Source organism: Kribbella koreensis, assembly GCF_039525325.1.
GTDB classification, from domain to species: domain Bacteria; phylum Actinomycetota; class Actinomycetes; order Propionibacteriales; family Kribbellaceae; genus Kribbella; species Kribbella koreensis.
The window spans coordinates 196421-214184 of sequence record NZ_BAAAHK010000011.1; the positions used below are offsets into that span (position 1 = coordinate 196421).

Below are 17764 nucleotides of genomic sequence, written 5' to 3' on the forward strand. Positions count from 1 at the left end.
TCGGACAGGACTCATGGCTGTCTTCGATCGGGCCGTCACCGCTCACCCAAAGATCGAGCACGTCGGGCGGCTGTCGCGAGAACCTCGCCTACATCGGCAACAGTCGCCATCCTCTGGGCAGTTATCTGCGTGCCTACGGTCCACACGATCTCGACTTCAGACGGCCCAGACCAGCGAAACCTCCAAGTGTTGGCTTGCGAACGCCGGCGGTCCAGAATGCATCCCCCAAGAAGCTCGACGGCGTGGAGTGTTTGGACGCACGCGCGGTCCGCACGTGAGCTATTCCAGCTGCGCTGGTCTGTCTGATCTTGCCTGCGACGCTGACCGAACGCGTACCTTCAGCACGGTGACCGGATTCCTCGAGTTCAACATTGCTGTCCCGCCGCGGTGATCGCCCAGTTCACTACACGCGCTGGCACAAGCGACGCGGGACCCGCACCGTCAAATCCGCCTAGTCGAAGCGGAGTCTCGAGTATTTCAACGGATGGCTTTGCGGGCGGTGGTGGGGTGTATCCTGCATCTGTCGCATGTCGACGACGTCGGAATGAGCGTCATGGCTCTTCCGAGGACGCAACTCCTGAGGCCGCCACAACCGAGGCGGTACCGAGGTGGTCCCTGCTCCCGCCTCGCGGGAGCACTCAGGTCTCCCCCCAACGGGGTGTCGGCAGGTACACAGGCGTGGCCTACGAGATAGTCAGCTACGTGACCACAATCGTCGCTTGGGCCGGAGTTGACCAACGTAAGGTCGCCTCGGTATACATCGCCAGCGACAGTCGCATCTCCTGGGGGTCGCACCAATGGAACCAAGGGCGTAAGACCTTTGCTGCGACTGGAACGCCGCACATTTTCGGCTACTGGGGAGATGTCCTGTTCCCTTCGATCGCGCTGCCGACAGTTTTGGATGAGCTCGAAGCAGGCGTGATCCGCCCCAGGGGCTCGGCTTTCGGTGAGATCGGCAGTAGCATTCGGCGCCTGTGGAACGACTACCCGAAGCAGGAGCAGAGAGATCTCGGGATAATCATGGCAACCCGGCGCCGCGACGCCATGATGTCTGTCTTCGAACTGGCCGTGATGACATACGAAGCCAAGACCGACACCTGGCACATCGACGACGTTGAGATGCCAGACCGCTCCTCGCGGCTGCACATCGCCGGCACTGGCGCATACGAGGTCCGCAACGCCGAGAATCTATGGCAGGAGAGCAGCCATAAGAGAACGAGCCGAGCCGTCTACAGCGCCTTCGCTGAGGCACTGGCGCAAGGGAAAGATCGGAACTCAGGTGGCGGCCCCCAGCTGGTCGGACTGCGTCGGATCGGGCCCGGCATCCGCTTTGGCATCTTCCACCAAGGCCAGCGGTACATCGCCGGCGCGCGCATCCCCCAGGCATCGGCAAGATCAGCCGAAGTCGAGTGGTTCAACGAGCTGTTCGAGCGAGTTGACGGCGCGAACGGACGACTCTTGACGAACGCTCAACGCCATGCCCCCCGTTGATCCTCCGGCGTGTCAGCCACCGACACTCTCGTCCTGCGACGGCTTACCTGACCAGCTAGTTTGGTCACGGAACCGTCGAGGAAGTCCCGAAGCAGAGACAACTGGGTCGAGGCGCGCGACCCCAACTACGGTCAAAGCAACCCCACCATCACCGCGATCCTGGGGTTGAACCGCCGCGATGCGATAGCGTGGCGACGTGCACATCACGCGACTTAGGTTCGACGCCTTCAAGTCACTCCACCGTGTCGAGTGCAACTTGGATGGATTCACGGTACTGACGGGTCCAAATAATGCTGGCAAAAGCAACTTGGTCGATGGGATAAATTTCCTACGGGAAACCTTCGAGTATGGCTTGGAAATAGCAGTTGCCCGAGCGGGCGGGTACGACAACATCGTATATCGCAACGGCACCCAGGAGAGTTCTGTCGGGCTCGGAGTCGAGGTCAGGCTTACTGATGTTGAAGCTCTGATGTACTCGCGGAGGCACCACCGACCCGACAGCGGGTGGGATTCGGACGGAAGCGAATACACAGTAGAGCTCCGCTTCACTCTCGCGCGCGCCGGCGACGAACAACTCCCGAGTGGCTTCGTAGTCCTGGACGAGCATATCACCTTCCGCGATTCCGAAGGAATCGTTCTAAGAATGTCGCGTGACGCTGAAGGAAATGTCGCGTTTCGCCGAAGCGCACGGATGCGCGGGCGGCGGACACCCTACGCTGACTTGCTATACCCATTGTCTGACAATTCATTCGTCAACTTTATAAAATCTCGACCCACTCGCCAAACATTTCTCAGCCTCGCTGAGCTTAGATTCGGCGGTCTTATTAGCGAGATCTTCGAGCGGCTTGCCAGCAGTCGCGTATTTCAATTGTCACCGCATCAGAGCAGGCAAACGGGAGTGACGACACCGAACGCACATCTTGACCGGCATGGCACAAACCTGCCTTCTGCAGCTGACTACATGCGAAGAAATAGCTCGAAGTCCTGGCGGCGCGTTCAAACAGCGATGAGATCAGTTCTTCCCGAACTTGAAGAAATAAAAATCTCATACACTGATGACAAGCGGCTAGCACTGCATTTTCAGGAACGTGGGAAATCAAAGGCCTGGAACGCGAATGAAGTGTCGGATGGAACAATTCAAGTCTTGGCCCTGTTTGTAGCACTCTTCGATGAACGGTCACCGTTTCTGACCGTCGAGGAGCCAGAGAACGCGCTTCACCCCTGGGTTCTGCGCCAATTCATCGATCTCTGTCGCGAAGCTGCCGACAAACAGATTCTCCTTACCACTCACTCTCCCGTGGTGATTGACTACGTTCCCCCGGACGCCTTGCGTCTGGTTTGGCAGCGCGATGGCAAAACGTCAGTTGCTCGCGTGACTGATTTGAACCCAGGCCTCCTTCGACTATGGAAGGATGGCGAACTTCGTACCTTCGATGCATACGACGCCGGGCTTTTCGAGGAATACGTTCCCGAGCGATTCTTACCCGAAGCACCGGAATAGGAGCGACCTGAGTGAGGATCGCAATATTAACCGAAGGAGACGGCGAGTTCAAAGCACTTCCGCGCCTCTACCCACAGCTTCGTGAAGCCATCCCCAGATCCACCATTCTGCGGCCGCTAAAAGTGGCCACCACACCTTACGCAGCCCCGGGGACCATCGCTCAACAGTGCATCTCTCGGCTTACAATCGCCAAGTCTCAACAAGCCGACCGCTTCATCCTCCTTCTCGATCGCGAACAGCAGGACAAGTGCTCTGGGGTTATCGCCGATAGCATCTCTTCGCAAATCATCAAGAAGATTTCACTGCCACCCAAGTCCCTATACGTGGTATTGAAGGACCGGACCTTTGAGAATTGGCTGATCGCCGATCCAGACGCTCTGAGATCTCAGCGTGCCCGATTCCGGCTGACCGTTGCATTCGAACGGGCCGCCGGCCGGGGCGGCTCCGATCGAGCCGATGCCCTGTCACTCCTCAAGGCCGTTGCCGTGGGGAGTGATTACGACAAGATTGAGGACGCCGATAGGATCTGCGCACGCCAGTCCATCGGGAAGGTCGCTTCCAACAGTCGAAGCTTCCGTCATTTTCTGCATGCCATCGGTCATCCCGATTATCAAGATCAATGCCGGCAGCCGGTGCGAGTGGATGATACGCAACCCGCTTCCCGCCGGGCACGCCGCGGGTAAGCGCCATCTTCGCCCTTCGGTTGCCACCCGCGCTCGGAGCGGCTTCGTAGCGCGCGATACCGGGCTGCCCCTGGCAGCCAACCAGTGCCGCAGTCCCTTGCTTCCCGGCTAACGCAGCGATCTGACACCCTACTGGTGTCTCGATGGCCGGGCCCTTTGCGGTGCGAACTCAGGTCAAGCCGAGTGAATCAGAGTTCCTGCGTGACGACCCCAACCGGCGGCTCGGCCGATATGCTGTCATGCGTGAGCCCTCTGATCCTGCCCTTCGACCAAGCATCATTTTACAACTTGGTAGCGGAGCTACTGGCCGGAGAACTGCTGTCTCGCGTATTGAAGCGACGGAAAAGATCTACTACTTACCTTGGGCTAGTAGCGGCGGCCGCAAGCGTTTCAGCTGAACGTCAAGGAATCCTCGTGCCGCCCGATCTACTGGAAGATCTATTGAAGAATGAGGATTTTTGGGCAGCCCTGGCAGCCAACAACACAGATCTAGCAGTGGATCTTGTCAATCCCGTCATTGCCGGAAATGGGAGTCTGAGCGGCTCAGGCATGGCCGCAGCCGTCGTAGTCGGCGAAGTACTCATCGCGGCCGACTCGGAACTGCCTCCAGAACAGCGTCTCCATCTCGCTCGAATAGAGCAGGTCAGAACCATACTGGACGAGGCGTCAAGCTACCTAGCAGGCATCCAGGAGGAACTGCGGCAAGGCTTTGAGCGGGTGGTACAGCTCGTTGAGGGATCGGCGGACGGAACTATCCAGCGACGCGAGCTCCCAGCGACACCACTTGCCCATTCTGCCGATTCGACACTAGTTGCCCGAACATGCCTTACGGAATTATTGGCTTTGCAGCAGCCCTGGGGGGAATGGTCGGACCGGCGGACTGAGCTCGAGAGCGTCATTGCGGAGCGCCGCCACAGAGGTGACACGTCGATCCCCAAACCGAACGTAGCGCGAACACTATTTGCTCTTGAGGCCCTCGACCGATTCGATGATTCGCACGTCGATCATGCGCGCGACCGGGCTCTGACGTGGATGACATCAAACCTTTTGGATGGATGGTTCTGGGAATGGAGCCAGGGACAGACCGAGCATTCAGAGACGAGGATCCTGGAAGCCCGACGGCGGGCAGACGTGCGGCATACCGCGCAGGTCCTTACCGCACTCTGCCGCTGGCAAGATCGGCGAGACCACCTCGACGCGATGGCAAGAAACCTTGTCGCCTCTCAGTTACAGCCGAGTGGTCTCTGGCCAAACAACGCGCGCGGTGCGACACCTCGGATACTGGCGACCGTCTACGCGGTGGAAGCTTTGGCCAGCATCGTAGGCAATGTCTTTAGGCTTCCTGTCGCCGACCTGCTAAACCGCGACGAAGAGCGAGCCGTTCGCAGATCGTTAAGGCACGGCATCGACGCCTTGATACAGGCCAGTGATCGCGGTGGAGGACTTCTCGGGACGGAAGGGACCGATGGCAGCCCATACCTGACGGGCCTCGCCCTCTTTCGGCTCGGCAGACTTTCGCAGCCGGGGTCGGAGTTGGCAGAACTCTCTTCGACGCTCGTCGATGGCCTCCTCAGAACGACCCAGGTCTTCGGATGGGAGGACCGATCTGTTCCACCTGCATTGCGAGCAGCAACTCGGCGGCGTACGACATTGCGGTGCGCTGCTGGATTGGCGCGTCTCGACGTTGCTGGCTTTCAGGTATCAAGAGAACTTCTACAACATTCACTATCGCTTGTGGAATTCTATGTCATTAACGCAGAAGAGCAGGGCCTAGATTCGCCCGATTACGCTTGCGGGCTAATCGGCATACTGGCAATGCTCCAGGATCTCGACTTGTCGCCAAGCCTGGGTAAGGTGATCACAGAGGCAATTAGCAAACAAGTCACCTACAAAGCAGGCTGGGCAGAGGAGATCGAAATCCTTCTCGAGTCCTGGCACCCATTCAGGGCACTCAGCGTTCCGGGCTACATAGATGTTTCAGCTGAGTACCTTGATCGCCTACACATGCTGAAATAGCGTGCACCAGCCCGCATTAGATGCCTTTCTTCCCAGTCAGCCGGAGGCGCAGGGACCATATCGCGCGTCTCGCGTCCACACCTTGCCGCAAAGCGGTAGACACGAGACGGGTTGTCTTTGCGCATCGAGAGAATCGGCCAGGTAGTCGCCTATCGGACGTGCCGGCCGTCGTGTGAACCTAAGTCATTCGAGCCTGGGGTCACCGGAAGTCGCGTGATTTGGTTTTGGCGGCGAGTGGGAGCGGTTGGAGTTTCTCGGCGTTGAGGTTGACGACTTGGCCGGTGCGTTGGATGCGGCCGGTGACGATGACTGCGGCTGCGCCGCGGGCGACTTTGGCGTTGTGGTTCCAGGCGCCGATGGAGATGACGATGTTGGACATGCCGGTCTCGTCTTCGAGGTTCATGAAGGTGACGCCGGAGGCGGTGGCGGGGCGTTGGCGGTGGGTGATGACGCCGGCGACGCGGACGCGGGAGCCGTCGTCGGCTTGGCGGAGGTCGGCGGCGGACAAGATACCTTGCGCCTTCAGCCAGCCGCGGATGCGCTGGACGGGGTGGGCGGTGGGGGTGATGCTGGTGGACCACAGGTCGGCCATGTCGGTCTCTATCTCGCTCATCCCGGGCAGCGTCGGCGGTGGGCCGGCGGCGGTGATGCCCGGGAGCCGGTCGGGGCGTTCTTCGGCGGCGGCGCCGGCTTGCCAGATGGCTTGGCGGCGGTCGAGGCCGAAGGAGTCGAACGCTCCGGCGGTGGCGAGCGCGTCGACTTGTTTGGCGGTGATGCCGGTGCGGCGGACCAGGTCAGCCATCGATTTGTACGGGCCGCCGGCATCGCGCTCGGCGACGATCTTCTCGGCATCCTTCTCACCGATCGAGCGCACGTCGGCCAAGCCGAGCCGCACCGCATAGGCAGCATCGCGGCGATGCGTAGCAGTGCTGAACGGCGCATTGAGGTCGAACGGACCGACGACAGGTTGCGGGTCTACCAGGCAACCCGGATCACCCGTCGGGCCGGTGAGTTGCTGGCCGTCGACCAGGGGTTCGAGGTTGGCGTTGATGCCGGAGCGGTCGAGGTCGGGGCGGCGGGTCTCGACGCCGTGGTGGCGGGCGTCGGCGACCAGCGATTGGGGCGAGTAGAAGCCCATCGGCTGCGCTCGTAGGAGCGCGGCGAGGAAGGCGGCTGGGTAGTGGAGGCGGAACCAGGTGGAGGTGTAGACGAGCAGGCCGAAGCTGATTGAGTGGGACTCGGCGAAGCCGAAGTTCGCGAACGCTTCGATCTTGTCGTAGATCTCGCCGGCCAGGTCTCCGGTGATCCCGTTCGCCTTCATACCCTCGAACAGTTTCGTCTTGAGCGAGGAGATTTTCTCGATGCCGCGTTTGGAGCCCATCGCGCGGCGCAGTAGGTCGGCCTCGTCGCCGTCGATGCCGCCGACGGCCATCGCCATCTGCATCAGCTGTTCCTGGAACAGCGGCACACCCAGGGTCCGCTCGAGGACGGGTTGGAGTTTTGGGTGGAGGTAGGTGATGGGTTCTTGCCCGGTGCGGCGGCGGATGTAGGGGTGGACGGCGCCGCCTTGGATCGGCCCGGGCCGGATCAGCGCGATTTCGGTGACCAGGTCGTAGAACCGGCGCGGCAGCAACCTGGGGAGGGTGGCCATCTGGGCGCGGGACTCGACCTGGAACACCCCGACCGAATCACCGCGGCAGAGCTGGTCATAGACGCCGGCTTCTTCCTTCGGGATGGTGTGCAGCGACCAGGCCTCGCCGGTGTGCTCACGGACGAGGTCGATGCAGTACTGGAGGGCGGCCAGCATGCCGAGGCCGAGCAGGTCGAACTTCACTAAGCCCATCCAGGCGCAGTCGTCCTTGTCCCACTGCAACACCGTCCGCTTCTCCTTGCGGGCGTGCTCGATCGGCACCACCTCCCCCACCGGCCGCTCCGTCAGCACCATCCCACCCGAATGGATCCCCAGGTGCCGAGGGAACTTCAGCAACTGCGTCGCCAGCGCGGTGACCCGTTGCGGGATGTCGCCGTCTCCCCCGCCGCCAGCAGCGATGTCTGCCGACCAGCCGTCGACGTTCTTGGACCAGGCGTCTTGCTGCCCGGTCGAGTAGCCGAGGGCTTTGGCGGCGTCGCGGATGGCGGACTTGGGCCGGTAGGAGATGACGTTGGCGACCTGGGCGGCGTTGCGGCGCCCGTACTTGCCGTAGACGAACTGGATCACTTCTTCGCGCCGGTCGGAGTCGAAGTCGACATCGATGTCGGGTTCCTCGGTGCGGGTCGCGGCCAGGAACCGCTCGAACGGCAAGTCGTACAAGATGCTGTCCACCGCGGTGATCTCCAGTGCATAGCAGACTGCCGAGTTCGCGGCTGATCCTCTGCCCTGGTAGAGGATCTGCTTGTTGCGGGCGAACCGGCAGATGTCGAACACGATCAAGAAGTAGCCGGGGAAGCCGCGCTCTTCGATCACATCCAGCTCCCGGTCGAGTCGCCGGTAGGCGTCGGGGCGTTGCTCGCGGGTGCCGTAGCGGGTCTTCGCGCCGGTATAGGTGAGGTGCCGTAACCAGCTCATCGGCGTTTGCCCCTCGGGCACATCCCGCAACGGCAGCTTCGGTTTGGCCCGGCGTAGATCGAACCCGAGCTGGGCGGCCAATGCCACCGAGTACTCGACGGCGCCGGGGTACCGGCGGAACTGTTGCCGCATCTCGGCGCCGGAGCGCAGGAATGCCATCCCGGCTGGCGGCAGCCAGCCGTCCATCGCGTCCAGGTCACGGCGTGCTCGTACTGCGGCGAGCGCGGCGGCGAGCTGGTGGTCGCGCGGGTTGGCATAGTGCACGTTGTTCGTCGCCACCACCGCCAATCCCCGTCCACGGGCTAGGTCGGCGAGGATCCGGTTGCGGGTCGAGTCAGTCGGCAACTGGTGATCGATCAGCTCGACCACCACCCGGTCAGTGCCGAACAGCTCAACCAGCCGCTCGAGCTCACGATCGGCGGCGGCCGAACCCTCTGCCGCTCCCCCAACCTCCAGCGCCTGGCGTACGGCACCTTTGCGGCAGCCGGTGAGCACGACCCAGTGGTCGCGGCCGCGGGCGGCTAGCTCCTCGAGGTTGTAGACGGGTCGGCCTTTCTCGCCGCCGGCCAGCTGGCCTTCGGTGATAGCGCCGGCGAGCCGGTGGTAGCCCTCCTGGCCCTCGGCCAGCACCAGCAGATGAGCGCCTTCGGGGTCCGCGACACCGTTCTGCGGCCCCAGTAATCCCAGCGAGAGCTCGGCACCGAATACCGTCGGCACACCATGCGCGGTCGCCGCCTCAGCGAACCGGGCCGCGCCATAGAAGCCATCGTGATCGGTCAGCGCCAAGCCGTGCAGGCCGAGGTCGGCCGCGGTCTCGACCAGCCGCTCCGGCTGGGACGCACCATCGAGAAATGAGAACGTCGAGTGCGCGTGCAACTCGGCGTACGGGACCGCGTCCGCGCGGAGCCGCGCCGCGCGATCGATCGGCGACTCACCGTCAGCGGTGGGGACGTACGGTCCACGATGCTGACTCCACGCCGGTGAATCACCGCCATCACCGGCCGCGGGCCGGCCGCCGTCGCTGCCGGGTCTCGACCGGTTCGACAGCCGCCGCTCCAGCTCCGACCACTTCACCGGCGGATTGTTGTAGCCCATCGGATGTTCCTCCCGTTGACACCGAGACTAGAACATATGTTCGAACATCGGCTATCGTGGGCCCATGCTTGGACGGTTCACGGTGCGCCCCTCAGACGCCGGCGACGGCACCTACGGCGTATGGGACGGCGCGGTCAACGGCTGGCGCGTGGCCAACCTCGACAAGGCCGCCGCCGAGCAAATGAGGACCGATCTCGATCTGCAGTTCAACGCCCACGGGCCACGTCCGGAGGAGCAGATCCGCTCCGTCGACCCGCCCCAGCCCGTCGAGCACCTGACTGCCTGGGAACCGGGCGAGTTGGACGCGTGGATCCGCGAGGGCGGCCAATGGCTCGGGCGCGTCCGCGACCGCGACGGGCACCTCGCCTGGATCCCGCAGTCGGACCTACGGCCTGCCGGACAGGAGACCCCGTGATGGCAAGGAGTGTGACCTGATGGCAGGTGGACCGACGATCAGGCTCGACGGCGGACCTGGGCACGGCCAGATCTACTTCGAAGCGGAGTTCCGCGATCGGATCAAGGCCGCGCAACGGATGCACCGCACCGAACCGGACGAGGCCGGCTGGGCACTCGGCTACGCACCCGGCGGTCTCTCCTCGGGCGGGGGAACGCTCTGGACCTGGCGAGGAGTCAACTGCCATCCTGCCGATCTACGCGACCCTGACTTGGCCCCTTACGGTGGCGTGTTCGCCGCGGAACTCCACTCCGCGCCTGGTGCTGCCGCATAGCAGACCTTTCGCTTGTTGAGGCATTGGACCCTGCGGGTAATTCGGCATGGCCTACAACGAGTTCACGTGATCTTGCTTGTGGGCCTCGGCCGCTACCCCTTGACCCGCCATGCGCCGCCAGGTAGCCGTTCGTCGGCCCTTCTCCGCGGTCGCAGCGATTCGCGATCGCGGCGCGGTCATGGCAAACTTGTCGGCGCCGTAGTAGACGCAGGACATGAGTTGCACCGTGGAAAGGTGCAACTGATGAGTAGTGTGCAGGCGTGGGCTTCGGGGCGTCCGGTGGACGCGGCGGTAGCGCTCGTGCTCGTAGTGGGGATCCCACTTACGATCATCGTCGTTGCTGTTTGTGCGATCGCGTGGCGATCGCTCACCCTCCCCCCAGATGACCAAGTTCATGTACGGAAGTTGATCAGGCTGATCGGTCAGATCATCAGTGACCTTGTTCGCTGGGGCGGGCGCCGACCTTGATGTGCGGAGGCCCTTGCCAGGGCGACGAACCTGGCAAGGGCCTCGGCCGTTTAGTCGCCCCACCGGCGCCGTCTAAATGCCAGGAGACGACGCCTGGCTTGGGCCCTCTCAGCCGCGCAATATGTCGGTGAGGAATGCTCCAACCTTGGTTCGCTCGGAAGGTGTCAGTACCTCCGTGAAGCCGGCGGGAGCGTGGAGCCGGTCGAGGTATCCAAGGAACGCTCGGAGGATCTCAATGCAGTCGGTGACGTTTTCGCTGAGGCCGCCCTCGGCGGCGCGCTCGTCGGCGGTCTGAAGTGCGGCGCGGGCCAGATCGGCATTCCATCCTGCGTCGGCCCTCCTCTCGCCGCGGGTGACGTAGCCGTAGCGTGGTTCCATCCACTGCTCGGCGCGGGCCGGGTTGGGTCCGAGGGATTCGATGTACGCCGCGACCTGCCCGCTTTCGGCAGGGCTGAGGAACTGTTGCAGGCGGTGCGGTAGGTGGAGTTCTTCGGCGTAGAAGACGACGGCTTCAGTACATTGGACGACCGCGACGAGCTGGTCGTCGCCCGTCTCGATGGCCTCGTCGAGGGTGTCGTGGGGGTAATCGAGCGCGACGACCAGGTCCATATCGATGCTGTCGATGCGGGTCTGGCGCTCGGTGGTGTTGGGATGTGTCATCGGAGCCACCTATCGCTCGATCGCCGGGTGAGAACGGTTAGTGATGCTGGGCTGGGTCTCGGACCGCGGCGTTGCAGCGGTCCCGGGAGAGCCTATCTGCCACGTCGGACCAGACTCGAGCATGTGACCTGCAGTGCCAGCCGGCGGCCGGTTCCGCAGCACCCACGCTTCGGTGCCTGGGTCGTTGAAAGCGATCCGCCCGCCAGGAAACTCCTGAATGACATCCTTGCGGACCAACTCAGCGACGGCCTGCTCAATCTGCTCGCGGTGCGGCCTGGGCACATGTTCTTGGAGGCTTAGCAGGCTTCGTGGCTCTGTCCCGCCGCGAGCGGCGAGGGTCTGGGTGAGGGCCTGCTCGGGAGCGGTGAGCTGGCGCCAGGTCCGGGTGTGCTCGCCGCGTTCGAGGTGAGCGGTCGCAGCAGCAATCCCGTGCTCGGCAGCCGCCGCGTTGATCCGGTCACCAGCGGGCGCGGCCTCCCACGCTTCGTGCGCAGCGAGCTGGAGACGTCGCGGATGCCCCTGGGAGAATTTGACCAGGCTTTCGAGGGCTGCGGGGTCGAACCGTACGCCGCGCTGTGCTGCGGTCTGTTCCAACACGTGCGCCGACTGCCGGGGCGTCAACGGACCGAGACGGTGAGCGGCGAACATGCCGTGCTCGTCTGCGCGGGCTACGCGTTCCTCGCCTGCAGGTGAGGCGAAAGCCACCACCCCGATGGGGTGACCTGCCCGGGCACAGTCCACCAGCCCCTGGCACAGCTCACGCACTTCCCGCGGCGACCACTTCTGCAAGTCGTCGATCACGATCACGGCAGGCGTCGCTGTCCGTCGCGCATGCTCGCCGGCCTGCACGAAATTGCGAGCGATGTCCGCTTCGGGGGCCCGTGGGAGGCCGAGATCCGAGGAGACGCTCGGTCCCTTCAGTCCCACCGAAACGCTCGGCCGCTTGAACACCGACTTGAGCCGCCCGAGCTGGGTCCGCGCAACAGCACCGAAGCTGCGCATCGACTCGCCATCCATCGCCTGCCGCAGTACCGCGCCGGCCTTCTGCCGGCCATCCCACTCAACCACCGCCACCCGCAGGGACTGATCGCTCAGCACCCCTAGCGCGGCGCGCGCCACCGCGGTCTTCCCGATCGCCTTGGACCCCACGATCAGCAGGCCGTTCGACGACTGCACCTGGGTTGCCGCTATCCGCGAACTGAACCCACGCATCAGGTCGAACTCGACGACACGCCCGCTCGGCGCTGCCGGCGGATCACCCGGTCGAGGCGTGAAAGGACTCCCCAGCATCCTGTCTCCCTCGTCGACCACCGATCAACAAGACACTACCGAGAATCCGCGCCGATCATCTCGAGCCCTGTGGAAAACTCTCCTGCGTTGCACGAACTTGCAACAACTGTCCTCGCGAGCGAGCCGTGTGAGCCAGGCTCAACAGCGCTGGACTGCCGGCGCCGTCTGGCATCGCTGTCGACTACAGAGGGCGGCTCGATACGGCGTCGAACCACTCGTCCTCGTGGTGGTTCGCGGTGATCTGTTGAAATGCGCGGGCAGCCGTAGTCGCGTCGGGCCGGTTCTTGGTGGGAGATTTAGAGGCCAGAAGCACCGACATCGCCGCCGCAAGCGACTTGAAGGTGGCGTACTGCTGGACGTCGTCCGACCGCCACTGCACCGGCTCATCTGCGCGTATCGCCCGGCGCAGGGACTTGAATGCTTGGCGGAGGGCGCCGAGTATGGCGATGTCGTCATCGCCGAGAACGCGCTCAGCCGCGACCTTCGCGAGCAGCGACTCCACCTCACCCTCCATCGCCGTAGCGCGCAGCAGACAGTCCCACTTGGCGTTCTCGGGCTGCGTGAACGGGGCGGTGTGGCTGCCCTTCATTGCATTCCAGGTCTTCCAGATCGCGATCGCCTCGCCGTAAAGGCGCTGGAAGTCCCTGGCCGCGGTCAGGTTCAGTTCACGATTCTTCTTGACCTGGTCCCAGTGGTCTGTGATCCGAGTGGTGATGAACCAGCCGGCGCCGAGCGTCGTCAGCACGCTCACCAGCGAAACGGTGACAGATTGGATGATCGACATGAGCCCCTCGCGTCCGGCCGCAAACCTAGCGGGTGATGGTCAGTGCTGAGCTAGCCCAGGGTCTGATTATCCGCGTTATGTTAAGTGGCCGCGCTGCTCGCAGTCGGCGGGCGCGGCACAACAAGTGTCGGCGGGTGGTGGGATCGTTTGTGGCATGAGGATCACAGAGCGGCATCTGGAGGAGATTCCCCAGACGAACTTGCGGATACCGGTGCGTGAGTTCGCTCGTGTCTGGTTGCGGGCCGAGATTCGCTACGACGCGTCTGAGGCAGCCGGTGAGCCCGAGAACGGGTACCTAAGCGGGGTGTGCGCGACGTGCGAGTGGCTTGCAGGCGTGTACATCAAAGTGCCGAATCGTGACGGGGTACCACAGATGACCCTTCGGCCGGCACCGCTGACGACTGGCTACGGCTACGTGAAGGCCTACGAAGAGCTGATTGCCGCGGAGACGTCCGCCGCTGAGCAAGTTGTTGCAGCCAGGTTGCCTGGTGAACCGGGTTTCCCTGACGGTGTGCTTGCGACACTGTTGTGGGCCTGGCGGCGGTCAGGTGTGCCTCCCATAGAAATCCCACAGAAGCAAACTCGCTGAGGTTCGTAGCTCAGCATCGTTGCCGCTCGTCGCAAACCGCTGGCGCATTGTTCGTGCGCCTGTATAGGCATGCAGAAATCAATGGTGCTTTAGGCAACGACCCCGCAGCAGCCGCGAGGCGAGCATCGCCCGGCGCTGAATCTCGGTTACGGCCAGTCCGCTGGAGGCGGCGTTCGCGACCGAGGATCTCGATCGGGTTTAGTCGACGTCGCAGCGAAGCCACCAGCAGTCCAACGTCAGCGACTCTCAACCGGCCGAGAGCACTCGATTGCGGCTCCTGGACAGGTACCTGAAGCAGGTCGCCGAGACCAGCCATCAGCCGGAGCGTATCGAATTCGCCCGATGGCAGATCATGCAGGCGGCTGAGTTCGTCGATTGCTGTTGCGCTCCTTCTGTCGTGCACGGTATGCGGCCTGCCGGCACGCATCGGAACAGTAGTCCCGCGGTCGACCGTTCCACACGGTTGCAGTTGTGCGGCACGGGCAGCTCTTGCAGACTTGCAGGGAGGAATAGTCAGGATCAGTCCATCCGTGGCGGTCGCAGTAGACCAACGGATCCTGGCCGGCGCTCCCGAGATCTAGCTCCTCCCGAACCCTCCGCATCGCCCGCTCACGGATGTGTTCTGGCATTCGACCGAAGTCCTCAGGCGAAAATAAGACCTTGCCCTCTGCTCCGCTCCGCAGCTTCGACATGGTCTTTGACTCGATCTGACGGATCCGCACGCAGGTGACCCCGTAGACCCTGCCAATCTCTTCCTGCGTTCTCGGCCGAGCAGAAGCCAGGCCGAAACGCATCGTCACGACGCCAAGCTCGCGCGGAGATAGTGTCTTGAGAACCTCCAGCAAGAGTTCCAGCGCTTCCTCAGGGTAGGCACGGCGAGCCGTTGGATCGCTTGGACTCTGCCCTCGCCTCTTCATGGTCGCTCCTTGGCTTCCGTTTCATCCACTCGGGCACCGACATCCATCGGTGGCGCACCACCTACAGCATCCCCTGCGGCCTCGTTGACCTGGAGGGGGCCGGCGCTGCGGACGTTCAGATGAGGAAGATGGTCCGCCAGTCGCCTGAATATCGCCACTGACTCCTTGAGGACGGCGGGCACATCCTCCTCCTTTGCCTGACACAAGGCGACGGTGACAACAACGCCTGCCACCAGTACCAGTAGCAATAACGGTGACAGCAGCAAGAACAACTGAGATGTGGACATGGTGAGCAGCCTCCGGGCACGACGAAGAGCCCCGACCGCGGGCGCGGGCGGGGCTGCAGATGGGCAACAAAAAAGCCCTCAGCCGAAGCGGCTGAGGGCTTGTGGGCACAGCTGTGCCTGAACATGAGGAAAATACAGTTACTCAGTGGCGCGTGTCAACCCGTCACGCACGCTCAGCCGCCTGATGAGACCAGTGGGGGTAGTTTCGTAACGCCTGTCGATGCCCCAACCGTCTCCACGCCTGGAGGTGCATGTCCGGTGCATCTGCTCAGCCATGAGAGGCGTGCGGTTCTGTCGTGGCGAGTCGGTTCAGCGGCGACTGCGTGGGTTTCGGCTTCCTGCGGTCATTCCTGAGGTGATGGTGCGTTCGGCCTCGTTCCTGGGCAGGCCGATCCGGCCGGCCGCCGAGACCAGCTCGTCGCGGGTGGTGTGCTCGTCGAGCATGTCTGCGCCGATAAGTTGGCCGAGTGCGAACGCGGCGGAGTTGAGGGCGTGGTTACGTCGGCCTTTGGTCGCGGCCAGCAACTTGTCGAGTTCGCTGGTCAGCGCCGCCAGCGCATACGCGTCGGTGTGCCTGGACACAGGGACGGGCCTGCGTCCTGGGTCCACGGCCTCGAGAGCTGCGAGGACCCGGGCGATCCAGTCCGGCAACGACTGCGGTGGCAGGGATCCGGTGCTCGTGTACTGGCGCCCCTCTATTCGCGATCCGGCACCGACGACGTACCCGCCGTGGCCTCTGGTGTCGACCTTCCACCCGATCCGGCCGGCAGTGTTGGGGAGTTGTCGATCGCTGGGCTGCTGGAAGTACAGGTGTCGTCCTCCCGACGGTGTGGTGACGGTGTAGGTGGTCGGCACGGACGCCACGTGATCAGCGGCAACCAGCACCAGCACATCGGCACCCGACACGGCTCCTCGAGAAACCCACTCCACGGGCGGCAGATCGTCAGGAGTCTTCGGCAGGTCGAGATCCACGACCAGCAGCCCGGACGGGCCGGTAGCGACACCGATGTTGTACGGGGCTCGCCGCCAGGTCCTGGCGATCGTGAGGTGGTTGGTCGTCGCGGCGGCTTCCCAGTCCTTGGCGACTGCGGGCACCTTGCGACCTGGCGCCAGCGGGAACACGAACAGTCCTTGATCGGCATGCCAGTGCGCTGCCCGGCTGAGCATCTGGTGCGTGGCGTCGGTCACGGGCTGTGGTTTGCGTCGCCGCCTGGTCGGCAAGCTCACGGCTCGACCTCCTTGGCAGTGGGGTGGACTCTTTCAGACTGGACCCGTTGCGGCGCCTCGGCGTCTGGTTCGCGCAGCTCGGCGTAGGCCCGGACTCCGAACGAGCCGCGGTTGGCGTAGGTGCGGTCCCCGCCGGCGACCTCGAAGTGCTCGCGAAGGTGCGCTAGGAGGCGGGCGATCTGGTCGGCCTCTCCGGACAGCCTGACCTTGATCGTCACTCCTGAATGCCCTTCACGCTTGTGGCGTCGGTGTGGCTGGTCAGGGCACGGTGGCTGGGATCGCCGTTCCACAGGACCCGCAGCGGGCCGTGCCCGGCGACCGTTGCCAGGTCGACGATGTGGGATGTCGAGGGCTCGCCCTGGATCGGCAGCGTGCAGGCGTAGGGGTCGCCGTCCTCGGTGAAGTACAGGACCCAGATATCGGCGTTGCAGTCGAGCAGCACCGGTGTGGTGCCGTTGGCTTCCCAGACCAGCCTTTCGAGTTCGTCGCCGTCGGTGAGTACTGCGCCGTTGGGGATCTCGTCTGTCGCAGCTTCTCCGGGTTTCGTGTCCTGGTTCGGTGTGCCGGCCATGATCAGTTCTCCTTCGAGGTCGCTGCGGGGACGCTGTAGTGGGCGAGTTCGGGGATGCGCAGGTGTGGCCAGTGGCCGTCGACCAGGAGGGTGTCGACGAATCCGGGCGACCAGTCCGGCAGGGTGTCGCTGCCGGGCAGCAGCGTGTTTTCTCGGGCGTGCTGGTAGAGCCTGCTGGCCAGGTCGCTACCCCACCCATCTGTCCGGCCGCGGGTGTCGCTGGCAGTGACGAAATGGACGGTGACACTCAGCTCAGTGGGATAGCCCAATGGATCCTCGGTCCGCAGCTGCTCCCACCGTGCCGCGACCGTGGCAGCGAACCGCTGTTCGTACTCGGCGGCGTCGCTGTCTTCGAGATCGATCAGCGCAATCTCAACGTCTTCGATCTGTTCCAGCTCGTCATCGGTCAGTTGGTCGCGCGCCGGCGTCCAACGATCTCCGAACAGCGTCTGGCGGATGTGGGCCAAGCTGGCTTCGTAGGTCTCGTAGATGCTGAGTTCGTCGAGTTCGTAGGTGCTGCTGGCAATGATCTCGACCGGTTCGGTGCGGTACGTCATCAGGAACTCGTCGTCGCAACCGACCGTACTGCTCAGCATCCGACCTACCACGTCGGCCTCCCACGAACCTGACCGTGCCTGGATCACGGCGTAGCTGCTGCCGAGGTTGGCGGCCACCGTGGCGAGCACGTGAGTCACGAACTCGGCTCCGTCGCCGCCGCGTTCTTCGTTGTTGATCGCGCGGATCGCACGGGTAATCGCGGTGTGGGCGACCTCGAAGTCGTCTAATACCACCGGGTTACTGCTCGGGTTGCCTTCGTCCCTGTTGCTGGTGGGTGGTGTGGTCATTTCGGGCTCTCCTTTATGTGGTTGAAGAGTGGGGAGGGTCGCCGGT

General features: G+C 63.5%; 16 protein-coding genes and 1 pseudogene. 7 read left to right on the plus strand and 10 right to left on the minus strand.

What is annotated here, in order from left to right:
* The first annotated feature begins 702 nt into the window (after window positions 1-702).
* The 4 genes from ABD116_RS22915 (at window position 703) to ABD116_RS22930 (ending at window position 5691) form a co-directional block, all read left to right on the plus strand.
* Window positions 703-1491 carry a hypothetical protein gene (locus ABD116_RS22915; RefSeq protein ID WP_343973734.1) on the plus strand — a complete coding sequence of 263 codons (789 nt, stop codon included), beginning with the start codon at window positions 703-705 and terminating at the stop codon, window positions 1489-1491.
* A gap of 196 nt (window positions 1492-1687) precedes the next feature.
* Window positions 1688-2992 (plus strand): AAA family ATPase, encoded by a 1305-nt coding sequence (locus ABD116_RS22920; protein WP_343973737.1) that lies wholly within the window; start codon window positions 1688-1690, stop codon window positions 2990-2992.
* 11 nt (window positions 2993-3003) lie between these two features.
* Window positions 3004-3675: a DUF4276 family protein gene (locus tag ABD116_RS22925; protein WP_343973740.1), complete on the plus strand. Its 672-nt coding sequence runs from the start codon at window positions 3004-3006 to the stop codon at window positions 3673-3675.
* A 243-nt stretch (window positions 3676-3918) separates the two neighbouring features.
* Window positions 3919-5691 carry a prenyltransferase/squalene oxidase repeat-containing protein gene (locus ABD116_RS22930; RefSeq protein WP_343973742.1) on the plus strand — a complete coding sequence of 591 codons (1773 nt, stop codon included), beginning with the start codon at window positions 3919-3921 and terminating at the stop codon, window positions 5689-5691.
* A 199-nt stretch (window positions 5692-5890) separates the two neighbouring features.
* Here ABD116_RS22930 and ABD116_RS22935 read toward each other — a convergent pair whose 3' ends face one another.
* Complete coding sequence (locus ABD116_RS22935; protein WP_343973744.1) at window positions 5891-9352, minus strand: error-prone DNA polymerase; 3462 nt, start codon at window positions 9350-9352, stop codon at window positions 5891-5893.
* A gap of 64 nt (window positions 9353-9416) precedes the next feature.
* Between ABD116_RS22935 and ABD116_RS22940 the strand changes: the two genes are divergently transcribed.
* Window positions 9417-9767 (plus strand): hypothetical protein, encoded by a 351-nt coding sequence (locus tag ABD116_RS22940; protein ID WP_343973747.1) that lies wholly within the window; start codon window positions 9417-9419, stop codon window positions 9765-9767.
* Between the two features lie 19 nt (window positions 9768-9786).
* Window positions 9787-10080 carry a hypothetical protein gene (locus ABD116_RS22945; RefSeq protein ID WP_343973750.1) on the plus strand — a complete coding sequence of 98 codons (294 nt, stop codon included), beginning with the start codon at window positions 9787-9789 and terminating at the stop codon, window positions 10078-10080.
* A 576-nt stretch (window positions 10081-10656) separates the two neighbouring features.
* Here the strand turns inward: ABD116_RS22945 and ABD116_RS22950 are convergent.
* The 3 genes from ABD116_RS22950 to ABD116_RS22960 all read right to left on the minus strand — a co-directional run bounded on the left by ABD116_RS22950 (window position 10657) and on the right by ABD116_RS22960 (window position 13243).
* Window positions 10657-11208, minus strand: a complete 552-nt coding sequence (locus ABD116_RS22950; RefSeq protein ID WP_343973753.1) for a hypothetical protein — start codon at window positions 11206-11208, stop codon at window positions 10657-10659.
* Window positions 11209-11217: 9 nt separating this feature from the next.
* The gene (locus tag ABD116_RS22955) at window positions 11218-12498 is read right to left on the minus strand and encodes an ATP-binding protein (protein ID WP_343973756.1); all 1281 of its coding nucleotides are present in this window, start codon (window positions 12496-12498) and stop codon (window positions 11218-11220) included.
* 181 nt (window positions 12499-12679) lie between these two features.
* Complete coding sequence (locus ABD116_RS22960; protein WP_343973759.1) at window positions 12680-13243, minus strand: hypothetical protein; 564 nt, start codon at window positions 13241-13243, stop codon at window positions 12680-12682.
* Window positions 13244-13436: 193 nt separating this feature from the next.
* On the opposite strand from ABD116_RS22960, the gene ABD116_RS22965 reads away from it, so the two are divergent.
* Window positions 13437-13871 carry a hypothetical protein gene (locus tag ABD116_RS22965; protein WP_343973762.1) on the plus strand — a complete coding sequence of 145 codons (435 nt, stop codon included), beginning with the start codon at window positions 13437-13439 and terminating at the stop codon, window positions 13869-13871.
* Between the two features lie 653 nt (window positions 13872-14524).
* Here ABD116_RS22965 and ABD116_RS22970 read toward each other — a convergent pair.
* The 6 genes and pseudogenes from ABD116_RS22970 to ABD116_RS22995 form a co-directional block, all read right to left on the minus strand.
* Window positions 14525-14722 (minus strand): annotated as a pseudogene (locus ABD116_RS22970) (sigma factor-like helix-turn-helix DNA-binding protein); the annotation flags it as partial.
* Between the two features lie 62 nt (window positions 14723-14784).
* A complete protein-coding gene (locus tag ABD116_RS22975; RefSeq protein ID WP_343973765.1) occupies window positions 14785-15075 on the minus strand; it encodes a hypothetical protein in 291 nt (96 codons plus the stop codon).
* Window positions 15076-15384: 309 nt separating this feature from the next.
* Complete coding sequence (locus ABD116_RS22980; RefSeq protein WP_343973768.1) at window positions 15385-16263, minus strand: bifunctional DNA primase/polymerase; 879 nt, start codon at window positions 16261-16263, stop codon at window positions 15385-15387.
* 35 nt (window positions 16264-16298) lie between these two features.
* Complete coding sequence (locus tag ABD116_RS22985) at window positions 16299-16520, minus strand: hypothetical protein (RefSeq protein ID WP_343973770.1); 222 nt, start codon at window positions 16518-16520, stop codon at window positions 16299-16301.
* Window positions 16517-16873 (minus strand): hypothetical protein, encoded by a 357-nt coding sequence (locus ABD116_RS22990; protein ID WP_343973772.1) that lies wholly within the window; start codon window positions 16871-16873, stop codon window positions 16517-16519. The genes ABD116_RS22985 and ABD116_RS22990 overlap by 4 nt, the downstream gene beginning before the upstream one ends.
* A 2-nt stretch (window positions 16874-16875) precedes the next feature.
* A complete protein-coding gene (locus tag ABD116_RS22995; RefSeq protein WP_343973774.1) occupies window positions 16876-17718 on the minus strand; it encodes a hypothetical protein in 843 nt (280 codons plus the stop codon).
* Window positions 17719-17764 lie beyond the last annotated feature (46 nt).

What these genes read in the sequence shown, in the direction of transcription:
- ABD116_RS22945 (WP_343973750.1), top strand. Translation starts at nt 9,787, where the DNA reads ATGGCAGGTGGACCGACGATCAGGCTCGACGGCGGACCTGGGCACGGC.
- ABD116_RS22950 (WP_343973753.1), bottom strand. Translation starts at nt 11,208, where the DNA reads ATGACACATCCCAACACCACCGAGCGCCAGACCCGCATCGACAGCATC.
- ABD116_RS22940 (WP_343973747.1), top strand. Translation starts at nt 9,417, where the DNA reads ATGCTTGGACGGTTCACGGTGCGCCCCTCAGACGCCGGCGACGGCACC.
- ABD116_RS22975 (WP_343973765.1), bottom strand. Translation starts at nt 15,075, where the DNA reads ATGTCCACATCTCAGTTGTTCTTGCTGCTGTCACCGTTATTGCTACTG.
- ABD116_RS22995 (WP_343973774.1), bottom strand. Translation starts at nt 17,718, where the DNA reads ATGACCACACCACCCACCAGCAACAGGGACGAAGGCAACCCGAGCAGT.
- ABD116_RS22935 (WP_343973744.1), bottom strand. Translation starts at nt 9,352, where the DNA reads ATGGGCTACAACAATCCGCCGGTGAAGTGGTCGGAGCTGGAGCGGCGG.
- ABD116_RS22990 (WP_343973772.1), bottom strand. Translation starts at nt 16,873, where the DNA reads ATGGCCGGCACACCGAACCAGGACACGAAACCCGGAGAAGCTGCGACA.
- ABD116_RS22965 (WP_343973762.1), top strand. Translation starts at nt 13,437, where the DNA reads ATGAGGATCACAGAGCGGCATCTGGAGGAGATTCCCCAGACGAACTTG.
- ABD116_RS22955 (WP_343973756.1), bottom strand. Translation starts at nt 12,498, where the DNA reads ATGCTGGGGAGTCCTTTCACGCCTCGACCGGGTGATCCGCCGGCAGCG.